This is a genomic window from Sphingomonas immobilis (assembly GCF_030580995.1).
Lineage (GTDB): Bacteria > Pseudomonadota > Alphaproteobacteria > Sphingomonadales > Sphingomonadaceae > Sphingomonas > Sphingomonas immobilis.
The window spans coordinates 19895-33326 of record NZ_JAUQSZ010000011.1; the positions used below are offsets into that span (position 1 = coordinate 19895).

Below are 13432 nucleotides of genomic sequence, written 5' to 3' on the forward strand. Positions count from 1 at the left end.
CGAAGTACGTGATCTGGGCACGCCCTTCGACTTCGCTCAGGGCGAACGGGGTGGGGGCGGGGCCGTTACCGGCTCAGCGTCGCCTCGCCCGCCACCGGCAGCGCGACACCCGGCGCGGGTGCGGCCTGCACCGGCGCGATCTTGCCCGGATGCGGATCGACCTTGGCGCCCGGCGCCGCGTTGATGCCCGCGATCACCACCTTGTCGGTGGGTGCGAGGCCCGAGCGGATCACGCGCAGCCCATCGACCACCGGCCCGAGCTCGACCGGCTTGGCCGCCGCGAGGCCGGCCTTGTCGACCACCAGCACGATCTTCCGCGCCTGATCGGTCTGCACGGCGCTGTCGGGCACCAGCAGTGCCCTGGTCGTGCCCGCGCTGGCGAGGCGCATGTTGCCGAACATGCCCGGCGTCAGGAAGTAATTCGGGTTGTTGAGCACGGCGCGCGCGCGGATCGTGCCCGAACGCTGGTCGAGGCCGTTGTCGGTGAAATCGAGCCGCCCCTTCCAGCGATGCTCGGTCTCGTCCTGCAACTGGATCTCGACCGCCGCCGGTGCCGCGCCCGGCTGACGCGCACGCTGCGTCTTGAGGTACAGCGCCTCCGATCCGTCGAAGGTGAAGTAGATCGGGTCGAGCGCGTTGATCACGGTCAGCACCGTGCCGCCCGTGCCCGCACCGCCCGCGACCTGGTTGCCGGCATCGACGCGGCGGTCGGAGATACGGCCCGCGATCGGCGCGCGCACCTGTGTGAAGTCCATGTCGAGGCTGCGCGTGCGCACGACGGCTTGGGCGGCCGCCAGCGCAGCCTGTGCCGACTGCATCTTCGCGCGCAAGGAATCGACCTCGCCCGCGGACACCGCCTCGTCGCCGACCAGACGCGATGCACGCGCGAAGTCGGACTTGGCGAGCGTCAGCGCGCTGCCGGCGCTCGCCGCATTGGCGCGCGCCTCGGCCAGTGCCGCCGCGAACGGGCGCGGATCGATGGTGAAGAGCAACTGCCCCTTCTGCACGACCTCGCCGTCCTTGAAGTGAATGCCGACGACCTCGCCCGCCACGCGCGGGCGGATCTCGACGGTGCGGCTGGGGGCGAAGCGGCCGGTGTAATCATCCCATTCGCTCACTTCGCGCACCAGCGGCGTCGCCACCGTTACCGAGGCGGGCGGCATGACGAAGGCGGCGGGGGCGGGGGCGGTGAGCTTGGTCACGCCCACGCCGATCAGCGCGAGCGGCACCAGCACGACCGCGCCGCGCTGCCAGGCTGAGAGCTTCGAAAAGCCTCGCTTCGGCGCGTCGTCGGTCGTTGCCGGCTCGATATGCGTTTCCATGTTCATGCGGCGATCTTCCATGCGAGCTGGCCGACCTTGCCGCCGGTGACGCTCGCCACCAGCAGTTCGGCCTGCGCCATCGTGAAACCTTCCTTCAGGAAGCGCGCGACCTCGGACGCGGGCAGCGCATAGCCGCGCCGCCAGGCGTGGACCGCGAGCCGCCGCAGCGTTTCCAGCCGCGGCTCCGACAGGCGCGATTCGCGCCCGAGCCCGAACAGGCTGCCGAGCGCACGGCTGAGCGGGCCCGGCTCCTCCAGGCTGCTGATGCGGTCGCGCTTGGCCACCGCGATCACGCTCCATTCGAGCGCGGTGAAGGCGGCGGCAGGGGCTTTTGTCGCACGCTGCGCGACGGGGGCGGCGTAGGGCTGGGCGAGATCGAGATAGGCCATCGGATATCTCCTTGGATAAGGGCGCAGGTCTCCGGTCCGCGAGGCGACGTATCGCCTCCGGGGCCGATGGCCTGGCAAGGAACATGCGGCACGGGAAGCGCGTGCGCGTCCCGATGTCTGCGGTCGAAACTTTGAGGAGCGAAAGCGCTGAAAGCACCCCCGCGGGCAATCAAATCATCTGTGGTGCGGTCGGGTTCGTTGCGGTCCCGATCTTCAATACCAAGCGGTATATAATGGGATGCTGCATCGCGTCAACCGCATTCTGTACCGCTAGGTAATTTATTTCTATCAGATGAACGAAGCTCGGCTTCGCGCCGGATTATCTGGTCGGCCAGACGGCCATGCTGGTTTCGACGACGCGCGACAGATCGGCGCAGCTCGTGCCCGCACCCGCCTGCACGGCGATGCCCTGCATGATCGCATAGAGGAATTGCACCAAAGCCTCAGGCTCCAGCCCGTCGGGAAACTCGCCGGCGTCCTTCGCCTCCTGGAACCGCGCGAGCAGTGCCGCGCCGGAGGAGGCGCGCCGCGCGATCACGTCGTTGCGGATCGACTCGGCTTCAGCCCCGCACGACACGACGCTCATCACGGCGAGACACCCCTTGGGGTCGCCCGCATTGCTCTGCATCTCGAGCGCGCCCTTCAGCATCCGCTCGGCCACACCGCGCGCGGTCGGCGCGGACAACGCGGACTTGGTATAGGCCAGTTTTTCCTGCTCGTAGAGGTCGAGCGCCTTGTGGAAAAGCTGCTCCTTGTTACCGAACGCGGCATAGAGGCTGGGCTTGGTGATGCCCATCGCTGCGGTCAGTTCCGCCATCGACGCGCTCTCGTACCCGTTCTTCCAGAACACGCGCAAAGCGGCGGCGAGCGCGGCCTCGGTGCAGAATTCGCGGGGCCGTCCCTTGGGCGGCGGAGGCGCTAGAGTCTGTTCCATACCGATCGGTATATAGTGAGCCCGTCGCGCATCGTCTAGGATCAATTCCACCGCGCCGCCATCCCGGCTGGTCGCGGTCGTGCAATATACGGCCTATAGGGCGATCCGGGGGGTGATGAAGGAGTGGCCATGCTGCGTGTCGCGTCGTTGATCCTGTGCGGAACCCTGTTCCTCCCCGCCGCCGCCCACGCGGAATGCACCGTCGAGAAGTTCCTCGAAATCCCCGTCGCCATCTCGCAACAGCGCGCGGTCGTCACCGCCAGGTTCGACGGCAAGGAGGCGCGCTTCATCCTCGATAGCGGTGCCTTCTATTCGACCATCGCCCGCGCCAACGCGCTCGAATACGGCCTCAAGCCCGAAAGCCTCGGCAATGCGCGCATCCGTGGCATCGGCGGCACCGCGTCGCTCGGCGTCGCCACCGCGACGAATTTCGAGATCGCCGGGCAGACGGTGCCGCGCATCGAGTTCGGCGTCGGCGGCAGCGACACCGGCTTCGCCGGGCTGCTCGGCCAGAATATCCTCGGCATCGCCGATGTCGAATATGATTTCCTCCACGGTGCCGTCCGGCTGATGCGCGGCAAGGGCTGCAAGGACCGGGGGCTCGCCTATTGGGCGGGCGACCGCGCCACCGCCGTCGTCCCGCTCGAACCGATGAGCCCCGCCCAGCGCCACACGATCGGCACCGTCACCGTCAACGGCGTCAAGGTGAAGGCGATGTTCGACACCGGCGCGCCGCGCTCCTCGCTCACGCTCAAGGCGGCGAAGCGCATCGGCGTCACCCCCGACAGCCCCGGCGTCACGCGCGACGGCTTCGCGCGCGGCCTCGGCACCGGCCAGGCGAGAACGTGGCGCGCGCGCTTCGATACGATCGACATCGGCGGCGAGACGATCAAGCGGCCGTGGATCAACATCACCGAACGTGATGCGATCGATGTCGACATGATCATCGGCTTCGATTTCTTCCTCAGCCACCGGTTGTACGTCGACAATGCCAATCACCGCATGTTCGTCAGCTACGCCGGCGGGCCGATGTTCGGGCTCGATCCCAAGGGCGCGGTCGACGACAAGGGCACGGCGCTCGATCTCACCGATACCGCGGGCGAGCCCAAGGACGCGGCCGGCTATGCGCGCCGCGCCGGCGTCGCCAGCGCCGGCCGCAAATATGACGCGGCGATCGCCGATCTCGACAAGGCGCTCGCGCTCGCCCCCGACGATGCGCACTATTTGTTCCAGCGTGCCGTCGCCTATCTCTCGAACCGCCAGCCGCTGCTCGGCGCGGCCGATCTCGACAAGGCGATCGCGCTCGCGCCGAACGATGCCGAGCCAAGGCTGGCGCGCGCGGGGCTCCGGCTCGGCGCGCGCGACCCCGACGGCGCGCTGACCGATCTCAAGGCGGCGGATCAGGCGCTCGCGCCGTCGTCCGACATGCGGCTGCGGCTCGGTGGCATGGCGGGGGCGGCGAACGACCACGATCTCGCCATCGCCAATTTCAGCGCATGGCTGACCAGCCACACCGAGGACCACGACCGCGCCGTCGCGCTCAACGGCCGCTGCTTCTCGCGCGCGATGCTCGGCAAGGACGTCGACAAGGCGCTCGACGATTGCAACGCGGCGCTGCGCCTGCGCCCCGGCGTCTCGGGCTATCTCGACAGCCGCGCGCTCGTCTGGTTCCGGCGCGGCGCGCTCGACAAGGCGCTGGCCGATTACGACGCGGCGATCGTGGCGCAGCCCCGCAACGGCTGGTCGCTCTACATGCGCGGCACCCTTAAGCGCCGCCTCGGCAAGACGGCGGAGGGCGACGCCGACCGCACCGCCGCCCTCGCGATCAACCCGCGCTTCGCCGAGCGCGCGAAGCGGTATCATCTCGACGAATAGCCGCTAAGACAGCGACATGGACGAAGCGGATCCCGCCCGCGCGCGTGCGCGGCTCATCGGCAAGGTTGTGCTGGTCACGGCGCTCGCGCTGTTCGGGCTGTGGATCGTATCGGGCTTCGTGCCGGCGTTCCTGTGGGCGGTGGTGATCGCCGTCGCGCTCGATCCCCTGCAACAACGCTTCCTCGGGCCGGGCCGCTCCGCCAGGGCGCGCACGATCTTCGCCGCCGTCGCCACGCTCGCGGTCGCGCTGCTCGTCCTCATCCCGCTCGCGCTGTTCGTGGCGGAGGCCGCGCGCGAGGCGCACGATCTGCTGCGCTGGATGGCGATCGCGCGCACCAACGGCGTGCCGGTCCCGGCCTGGGTCCACACGCTTCCCTTCGGCGCGGACGCCACGACGAAATGGTGGCAGGAAAACCTCGCGACGCCCGAGGCGGCGACGCTCCACATCCATCAACTCCAGAGCGCGCAGTGGTTCGCGCAGACCCGCCTCATCGGCAGCAACGTGCTGCACCGCGCGGTGATCTTCGGCTTCACGTTGCTGACGTTGTTCTTCCTGCTGCGCGACCGCGACGCGATCCTCGCGCAGGCGCACAATGCCGGCGACCGGCTGCTCGGGCCGGCGGGGGAGCGGATCGCCGTGCAGGCGCTGCTGTCGATCCGCGGCACGATCGACGGGCTGGTGCTGGTCGGCATCGGCGTCGGCGCGGTGATGGCGGCGGTCTATGCCGTGCTCGGCGTGCCGCACCCGCTGCTGCTCGGCGCGCTCACCGCCATCGCCGCGATGATCCCCTTCGGCGCCGCGCTGATGTTCGCCATCGCCGCGCTGCTGCTGCTCGCGGGCCCCGGCGGCGTGACGGCCGCGATCGCGGTGATCGTCATCGGCCTCGTCGTGATCTTCATCGCCGATCACTTCATCCGCCCCGCACTGATCGGCGGCGCGACGCAGCTTCCGTTCCTGTGGGTGCTGATCGGCATCCTCGGCGGCGTCGAGACCTTCGGCCTGCTCGGCCTGTTCCTCGGCCCCGCGACGATGGCGGTGCTGATCCTGCTGTGGCGGGATTTCCTCGCCAAATCCCCTCCCGCGTGACCGCGACGCAGGCACTGCCGCGCGTGGAGAGCCCGGCGCACCCGACGCAGGCATGGCGGCGGCACTGGCCGCTGATCGCCGCCGGCGTCCTCGTCGCCGCGCCCGTCCTCTACGGCCTCGCCACCACCGTCTGGACGACCGAGCAGGGCGCGCACGGCCCGATCATCCTCTTCACCGGCCTCTGGCTGCTCCTGCGCGAGGGCACCGCGCTGCGGCCGCTGTTCGCGCCCGGCAAGGGCTGGCTCGCCGCGATCCTGATCGTTGGCGGGGCGCCCGTCCTGCTGCTCGGCCACGCCACCGGCTGGGCGGCGCTGGCGGTGGCGGGGGCCTATGTCCTGCTGATCGCCGCGCTCTATCTCGTCATCGGCGGGCGCGCGCTCGCGCGGCTGTGGTTCCCGCTCGTCTATCTCGCCTTTCTCATTCCGCCGCCGCAATCGGTGATGGCGGGGATCACGCTCGCGCTGAAGCTCGGCATCGCGTCGCGCGCGGTCGATGTCATGTCGTGGGCGGGCTTCCAGGTCGCGCTCAGCGGGCCCGACATGTATATCGATCAGTATCAGCTCGTCGTCGCCGCCGCCTGTTCGGGGATGAACACGCTCGTCAGCCTGATGGCGATCGGGCTGTTCTACATCTACCTGCTGCACCGGAGCGACTGGCGCTATGCGCTGCTGCTCGCCGCGCTGATCCTGCCGATCGCCGTCGCCGCCAATTTCGTGCGCGTGCTTTGCCTGATGCTGCTGATGCACTACGGCGGCGAAAGCTGGGCGGAGGGGCTGCTGCATCAGGCGGCGGGGCTGTTCATGTTCTTCGTGGCGCTCGGCCTGCTGGTCGGGATCGACAGCCTGCTCGCGCCGCTCCGCCACCGGCTGTCGCGATGAGCGGGGAGGGTCTTGCGCGCCGCGAGTTGCTCTGCGCCGGCGCGCTGACGCTGATCGCGGGTGCGGGCGGGCTGATCGCGCTGCGCCCCGCGCCGCCGCGCATCTCGGCCGCGCAGTTGGAGGCGGCGGTGCCCGGCAGCGTCGGGCCGTACCGGACGGTGCGCGGCACCGGCCTCGTCACCCCGCCCGCCGACGAGACGACCGAGGCGATGTACGATGCCGTCATCGGCCGCTTCTATGCCGATGCGGCGGGCGACGGCGTCATGCTCGCGGTCGCCTATGGCCACCGGCAGGACTATTCGCTGATGCTGCACAGCCCCGAATGGTGCTACCCGGCGCAGGGCTTCGCGATCGGGCCGACGACGCCGCTCGCCGTGGCGCGGGGTGGCGCCGCGCCGATCCCGGCGCTGTTCGTCACCGCCACGCGCGGCGACCGGGTCGAACATATCCTCTACTGGACGCGGATCGGCACGCGCTATCCGCAGACGCAGGGCGACACGCGCGGGCTGATCGTGCAGCAGAGCCTCGGCCGCACGATCCCCGACGGCGTGCTCGCGCGCGCCTCGCTGATCGGCGGCGATGCGGCGGCGGCGCGGGCGACGCTGGCCGGTTTCGCCGCCGCGCTGGTGGCGTCGCTGGGCGGGGCGGGGCGTGCTGTCCTGCTCGGTCCGGGGGCATGAACGAGAATTTGGGGGAGACTATCATGAGCATCGCTAACCGGGTCGCCATCGCGGGCGCGCTCGTCCTGCTCGCCGGCTGCAACAAGACCGACACTGCCCCGAAGCAGGTCGTCGCCAGCGTCGACGGCGTCGAGATCACGCAGGGCGAACTCGCCTTCGAGATGTCGCAGGAGCGCGATCCGCGCGTCCAGGCCGAGGCGGAGAAGAACCGCAACGCCTATCTGGAGCGGCTCGTGCGCCGCAAACTGCTGCTCGCCGAGGCAAAGACGCTCAAGATCGACCAGAACCCCAATTTCCTGCTGCAGATGCTGCGCCAGCGCGAGATCGCGCTGGGTGAGATCATGATCGATCGCTGGAAGCGCGACGTCGGCACCGCCAGCGACAGCGAGGTCGCGAAATATATCGCCGCCCATCCCGAGAAGTTCGGCGATCGCAAGGTCATCGTCGTCGATCGCCTCAACGCGCCCGCCAACAACGCCTTCACGCCCGAGGAAATGACGCAGATGGGCCATGTCGAGGCGGTGCTCGACGGGCTCAAGTCGGCCGGCATGACGGCGCAGCGCGATCGCATGATGGTCGATACCGCCAATGCGCCGGCGACGATCCGGCAGCAGGCGCTGGCGCAGCCGATCGGCAAGGCGGTCGTCACCACGCAGGGCGACCGCGTCTACGTCACCGAAGTGATCGAGGTCCGCCCCGCGCCGATCCCCGAATCGCAATGGCCCGATGCGGCGCGCGCGATGATCCTCAACGACGGCCTGACGGCCTTCGTGGAGGATCGCCTGAAGGCGGACCGCGCCAAGGCCAAGATCGTCTACAGCCCCGGCTACGCCGCGCCCGCGCCCGACAAGAAGAAGTAACTATCTGATATTACTACGGTATCCATGTCGCATCGATCCAATCCCCGCGACCGCACCCGGCGTACGATATGCGCGAAGATAGGGAAGTTTGATGAAATTCGACCTGAAACTCACCACCGCGATCTCGGCCGCGCTGATCGCCGGCGCCTGCTCGAACGATCAGGGCGACTGGACGGCGCAGCGCGACACCGCGGTTTGCACCGACAAGGCGGGCCAGCGCGTCGCCGATGCCAATTGCCAGCGCGCGCATAGCGGCAGCAGCGGCGTGATGGCGGGCGCGTTCGCCTGGTATTATCTCAGCCGCAACAGCCGAGTGCCCTATTACGGCGAGCGCGCTACCGGCGGCTCCTTCGCCCGCGCGGCCGGATCGACCTATTATCACGCGCCCGCCGGCACCGCGATGACGCGCTCCGCGGCGATCTCGCGCGGCGGCTTCGGATCGTCGGCGCGCAGCTTCGGCGGCTTCGGCGAGTGATCCGGCGCACGCTCGCGCCGCGTCCCGACTGGCAGCACAAGGTCGAGGCGCTGGGGCTCGTCTGGCACTCGGTCGACGGCCGCCCCTATTGGGACGAGAGCGCCTGCTACAGCTTCACCGCGGCCGAGGTCCGGGCGCTGGAGGCAGCGACGGCGGACCTCTACGAGATGTTCCTAGCCGCCGGCCAGCGCGTGATCGACACGCCGGACATGATGGCCGCCTTCGGCATCCCCGAACTGGCGCGCGCGGCGATCCGCGACAGCTGGGATGCGGAACCACCCGCGCTCAACTACGGCCGCTTCGATCTCGGCTACGACGGCAAGGGGCCGCCGAAACTGTTCGAATTCAACTGCGACACGCCCACCAGCCTGATCGAGGCGGCGGTGGTGCAATGGGCGTGGAAGGAGGAGTGTTTCCCCGGAAGCGGCCAGTGGAACGACCTGCACGATGCGCTCGTCGCCAAATGGCGCGATCTCGCGCCGCTGCTGCCCGAGATCCTCCACTTCGCGCACGTCGCCGACGATGCCGGCGAAGATACGATCACCACCACCTATCTGCGCGACACGGCGGCGGAGGCGGGCGTCGCCAGCGAGGCGATCCTGATCGACGATCTCGGCTGGGACGCCGCGCGCCGCTGCTTCGTCGATCTCGACGAGCGGCAGATGCGCGCCATCTTCAAACTCTATCCCTGGGAATGGCTGGTCGGCGAGGCGTTCGGGGCGAACCTGATCGAGAGCCTGCCCGCGACGCTCTGGATCGAGCCGGTCTGGAAGATGATCTGGAGCAACAAGGCGATCCTGGCGGTACTGTGGGACATGTATCCCGGCCATCCGAACTTGCTCGGCGCGAGCCTGTCGGTGCCGCCCGGCGACGCCATCGCCAAGCCCTTGCTGGCGCGCGAAGGGGCCAACGTCTCGATGCGCAAGGGCGGTGCCGTCGTCGCGGAAACGGGCGGCGACTACGGCGAGGAGGGCTATGTCTATCAGGAGATCTTCGCGCTTCCGGAAACCGCGCCGGGCGTTTTCCCCGTCCTGGGCAGCTGGGTGGTCGACGGCGTGCCCGCGGGCCTTGGCATCCGCGAGGACGGGTTGATCACCGGCAACACCGCCCGCTTCGTGCCGCACATCGTCGAGGGCTGACCCGGCGGTCGCCCGCGACCGTTGCAGAACTGTCATAAAGCACGGCTACCGCTAAGCGCGGAAACCGGGGGCGTAGGCAATGGCGAGTGCAGCGATCGAGTCGGGAGTCGATTCGACGAAATCCGGACGTCCCGATCTCGACAAGGGGCTCGGCGGTGCCGCGACCATCGGCCTCTTCGCCGCGATCGCCGCCGCGCTGATTTACGTCACTTACAGCGTCTACACCGATGCAGCCGCCGCTCAGGCGGAACCGATCGCGCTGCTGCCCTTCTTTCTCCTCTTCCTGGCGCTGGTGATCGCGCTCGGCTTCGAATTCGTGAACGGCTTCCACGACACCGCCAATGCCGTCGCCACCGTCATCTACACCAATTCCATGCCGGCCAATTACGCCGTCGTCTGGTCGGGCTTCTTCAACTTCCTCGGCGTGCTGACATCGACCGGCGCGGTTGCCTTCGGCATCATCTCGCTGCTGCCGGTGGAGTTGATCCTCCAGGTCGGCTCTTCCGCCGGCTTCGCGATGATCTTCGCACTGCTGATCGCGGCGATCATCTGGAACCTCGCGACCTGGCTGCTTGGCATCCCGTCGTCCTCCTCGCACACGCTGATCGGCTCGATCATCGGCGTCGGCGTCGCCAATGCGCTGCTGCACGGCAAGAGCGGCACGGCGGGCGTCGACTGGAGCAAGGCGACCGAGATCGGCCAGTCGCTCGTCATCTCGCCGCTGATCGGCTTCGGCGTTGCCGCCCTGCTGTTCCTCGCGATGAAGGTGCTGATCCGCAACCGCACGCTCTACGAAGCGCCGAAGGGCGACACGCCGCCGCCGCTGTGGATCCGCGGCCTGCTGATCTTCACCTGCACCGGCGTCAGCTTCGCGCACGGATCGAACGACGGGCAGAAGGGCATGGGCCTCATCATGCTCATCCTGATCGGCACCGTGCCGACCGCCTACGCGCTCAACCGCGCCGTCCCCGCACAATATGAGCAGCAGTTCGCCGCCAACACGAAGGCCGCCAATGCCGCGATCGTGGCGCATGCCGGCATCCCCGACACCGTGCCCGATGCCGCCCGCGCACGCATCACGCTGGAGCGCTATATCGCCGACAAGGCGCTGACACCGAACACGCTCCCCGCCGCCGCCATGCTGGTGACGCAGATCGACCAGCAGGTCCACGGCTACGGCACGCTCGCCAAGGTGCCCGCCGCCGCGTCCGAGAACATGCGCAACGACATGTATCTCGCCTCCGAAGCGATGAAGCGCATCGCCAAGGAAAAGAGCCTGCACCTCTCCGAAGCCGAGCAGAAGGCGCTCGACACCTATCGCGGGTCGCTCGACGCGGGCACGCGCTTCATCCCCTTGTGGGTGAAGATCGCGGTCGCCTTCGCGCTCGGTCTCGGCACGATGGTCGGCTGGAAGCGGATCGTGGTTACGGTCGGTGAGAAGATCGGCAAGACGCACCTCACCTACGCGCAGGGTGCCTCGGCCGAACTGGTGGCGATGGCGACGATCTTCGGCGCGGATCACCTCGGCCTGCCGGTCTCGACCACGCACGTCCTGTCTTCGGGCGTCGCCGGCACGATGGCAGCAAACGGATCGGGGCTGCAGATGTCGACGATCCGCAACATGCTGATGGCGTGGGTGTTGACGCTGCCGGTCTCGATCCTCCTGTCCGGTACGCTGTACATCCTGCTGACCGCGGTCTTTTGACGGCGAGACGGGAATCGGAGGAAGCGATCGTCGCCTTCGCGGCGCTCGTCAACGAACCCGGCCTGATCTGGGCGGCCACTCACGAGGACGGCGTGATGCACGTCCGCCACGATTTCACCGAGGCCCTGGTGAAGGGTCACGCCCGCACCACCGGGAAAAGCCGCCGCAAGGAGGCGGAGGCCCCGTTCCTGTGGCTCCACCTCAACCTCGCCGATCAGCGCACGCACGCCTGGATGCTGCGTGAAAACCTGCTTCCGCGCGAGATCGCCGATCTGCTGCTCGGACATGAACATCATCCCACCGGTCTCGTCGAAGAGGATGCGATCGGGCTGGTGTTCCAGGATTTCGCGCGCGACCTTGGCGGCGACAGCGAGGGGCTGAGCGCGCTGCACGTCGCGATCCGCCCCGGCCTCGTCATCTCCGGCCGTTATCATCCGGTGCAATGCGCCGACCTTATCCGCCGCCGCCTCGACCGCGCGCCCGCCGCGCTCGATCACACCGCCGCGCTGGCGCTGATCCTCGACGTCGTGTCGTCCTCCTTCTCGAAACAGGCGCGTGATCTCGCGCTCGGCGTGCAGACTGCCGACGACCAGTTCCACAGCGGCGACCGCAGCGCCGCGCAGGCGGTGAGCGGCGTGCGGCGGCAGGCGGCGCGGCTGCACCGGCTGACCGGCGGGCTGAAGGCGGTGCTGCACCGCCTGGAGGAGGAGCCAGAGCTGCCCGATCCGATCACCGGCGTGGTCGAGCGCTACGCCCAGCGCCTCTCCGCCATCGACGGCGACATCGCCGCGACGCAGGGCCAGATGCGAGCCTTACGCGAAGAACTCGATCTGCTCGCCGCGCAGAAGACCAACAGCAACCTCTATTTCCTGTCGATGATGAGCGCGTTGCTCCTGCCGGCGACGCTCGTGACCGGCTTCTTCGGAATGAATACTTCGGATCTGCCCTTCTCCTCGGGCGGCATGGGCACCGCCGAGGCGGCCGTCATCGCTGTGGTGTCGTCGCTGGGTACGTGGCTGTTGCTGCGGTATCGAAACTAGGGTTGCCATGGCGGAATGGCTCCGCACCGCCAATGCATTCCGCTGTCCGACACCGCCTATCGCCGCCATCCGCACTGCGGCTCTTTCGTAAGGGGCTGACGGCCCGGAGTCGCGCTTACCCACGACCGCATCCCGAAGTATACTCGGGACGCAGGAAACACCTAGCCAGCGTGACCTTGGTGTGACTTTCCGCGCGTCGCGCGGAAAGTCACTTGTCGAGGATCGGCCGGAACCGCCTGACATCCGACCAGACCTTCCACATGAAGGCCGTAAACACCAGCGACGACAAGATGAAGATCGTGATGTCGATGCAGCGCGCGCCCATGAACCGCGCGTCGATCATGCTGGGGCCGTACCACAGCGCGAAGAGCGGCCATGCTATCAGCAGCAGGCGCAACTCGGTCGCGCCCATGCCGTAGTAGGACAGGTGGTGGGTCTTGAGAATCAACACCTTCAGATAGGTGAAGCTCGTCATCAGCAGATACATCGAAAGCGCGAGCAGGGCAGAGAACAGCGTGAAATAGGGCGAAAGGCCGAGCCCGACGAAGATGAAGGTCTGGGAGATAAGATCGCACGAATGATCGAGGAAATAGCCGAAGTCCGGCCTTTCGATCTTGCGATAGCGGGCAAGCGTGCCGTCCAGCGAATCTCCGAGCCAGTTCATGAAAAGCCCGAGGAATGCCAGCCAAACGAACCAAGGCGAAACGCGGCAGGCGGCAAATCCCGCCATGACTACAGCGGCGCCGAACAGTCCCAGGAGTGTCAGATGGTCCGGTGTTACGGCGGACGGCGTCCGCGCAGCCAGCCAACGTAACGCATTCCGCTCACGGGTCGCCAAAAAGCTGTTGTTAACCCGCACGTGATGCACGGGCTGATCTGGATTATCGATGGGCACTACGTTTTCGATTTCTTTTGATTTTGCAGTTTCTGTGCTGGTTGTCCGGAAAGAATCTGGCTGCATTTGAGAGGGGTTCACCAACGCCGCTTCCAGACCAGAGCCGGGAATCCCCTGACCGTGCCCGTCGATTTGGTAAAGCTTCAACTGCAA

13 protein-coding genes are annotated in these 13432 nt (G+C 67.9%); 9 read left to right on the forward strand and 4 right to left on the reverse strand.

Going from position 1 to position 13432, the window contains the following annotated elements; all coding sequences use genetic code 11:
* Positions 1-65 precede the first annotated feature (65 nt).
* The 3 genes from Q5H94_RS15180 to Q5H94_RS15190 form a co-directional block, all read right to left on the reverse strand.
* Entirely contained in the window at positions 66-1328 is a 1263-nt protein-coding gene (locus Q5H94_RS15180) for an efflux RND transporter periplasmic adaptor subunit (protein ID WP_304562140.1), read from the reverse strand.
* Entirely contained in the window at positions 1325-1711 is a 387-nt protein-coding gene (locus Q5H94_RS15185; RefSeq protein ID WP_304562141.1) for a hypothetical protein, read from the reverse strand. Before Q5H94_RS15185 ends, Q5H94_RS15180 begins: the two co-directional genes overlap by 4 nt.
* A gap of 319 nt (positions 1712-2030) precedes the next feature.
* On the reverse strand, positions 2031-2645 hold the full coding sequence (locus Q5H94_RS15190) for a TetR/AcrR family transcriptional regulator (RefSeq protein ID WP_304562142.1): 615 nt from the start codon (positions 2643-2645) through the stop codon (positions 2031-2033).
* A 129-nt stretch (positions 2646-2774) separates the two neighbouring features.
* Here Q5H94_RS15190 and Q5H94_RS15195 point away from each other — a divergent pair, with 129 nt between their 5' ends.
* The 9 genes from Q5H94_RS15195 (at position 2775) to Q5H94_RS15235 (ending at position 12384) form a co-directional block, all read left to right on the forward strand.
* Positions 2775-4520, forward strand: coding sequence for an aspartyl protease family protein (locus Q5H94_RS15195; RefSeq protein ID WP_304562143.1), 1746 nt, complete (start codon positions 2775-2777; stop codon positions 4518-4520).
* Positions 4521-4536: 16 nt separating this feature from the next.
* Positions 4537-5607: an AI-2E family transporter gene (locus tag Q5H94_RS15200; RefSeq protein ID WP_304562144.1), complete on the forward strand. Its 1071-nt coding sequence runs from the start codon at positions 4537-4539 to the stop codon at positions 5605-5607.
* Positions 5604-6485, forward strand: coding sequence for an exosortase (gene xrt / locus Q5H94_RS15205; RefSeq protein ID WP_304562145.1), 882 nt, complete (start codon positions 5604-5606; stop codon positions 6483-6485). Before Q5H94_RS15200 ends, xrt begins: the two co-directional genes overlap by 4 nt.
* On the forward strand, positions 6482-7165 hold the full coding sequence (locus tag Q5H94_RS15210) for an exosortase C-terminal domain/associated protein EpsI (RefSeq protein ID WP_304562146.1): 684 nt from the start codon (positions 6482-6484) through the stop codon (positions 7163-7165). Before xrt ends, Q5H94_RS15210 begins: the two co-directional genes overlap by 4 nt.
* A gap of 23 nt (positions 7166-7188) precedes the next feature.
* Positions 7189-8025, forward strand: a complete 837-nt coding sequence (locus Q5H94_RS15215; RefSeq protein ID WP_304562147.1) for a SurA N-terminal domain-containing protein — start codon at positions 7189-7191, stop codon at positions 8023-8025.
* 91 nt (positions 8026-8116) lie between these two features.
* Positions 8117-8500 (forward strand): hypothetical protein, encoded by a 384-nt coding sequence (locus Q5H94_RS15220; protein WP_304562148.1) that lies wholly within the window; start codon positions 8117-8119, stop codon positions 8498-8500.
* Positions 8497-9639: a glutathionylspermidine synthase family protein gene (locus tag Q5H94_RS15225; protein WP_304562149.1), complete on the forward strand. Its 1143-nt coding sequence runs from the start codon at positions 8497-8499 to the stop codon at positions 9637-9639. The genes Q5H94_RS15220 and Q5H94_RS15225 overlap by 4 nt, the downstream gene beginning before the upstream one ends.
* Before the next feature lie 79 nt (positions 9640-9718).
* Entirely contained in the window at positions 9719-11344 is a 1626-nt protein-coding gene (locus Q5H94_RS15230) for an inorganic phosphate transporter (RefSeq protein ID WP_304562150.1), read from the forward strand.
* Positions 11341-12384 (forward strand): CorA family divalent cation transporter, encoded by a 1044-nt coding sequence (locus Q5H94_RS15235; RefSeq protein WP_304562151.1) that lies wholly within the window; start codon positions 11341-11343, stop codon positions 12382-12384. The genes Q5H94_RS15230 and Q5H94_RS15235 overlap by 4 nt, the downstream gene beginning before the upstream one ends.
* A 208-nt stretch (positions 12385-12592) precedes the next feature.
* Here Q5H94_RS15235 and Q5H94_RS15240 read toward each other — a convergent pair whose 3' ends face one another.
* Positions 12593-13426: a CDP-alcohol phosphatidyltransferase family protein gene (locus Q5H94_RS15240; protein ID WP_304562152.1), complete on the reverse strand. Its 834-nt coding sequence runs from the start codon at positions 13424-13426 to the stop codon at positions 12593-12595.
* Positions 13427-13432: the final 6 nt, after the last annotated feature.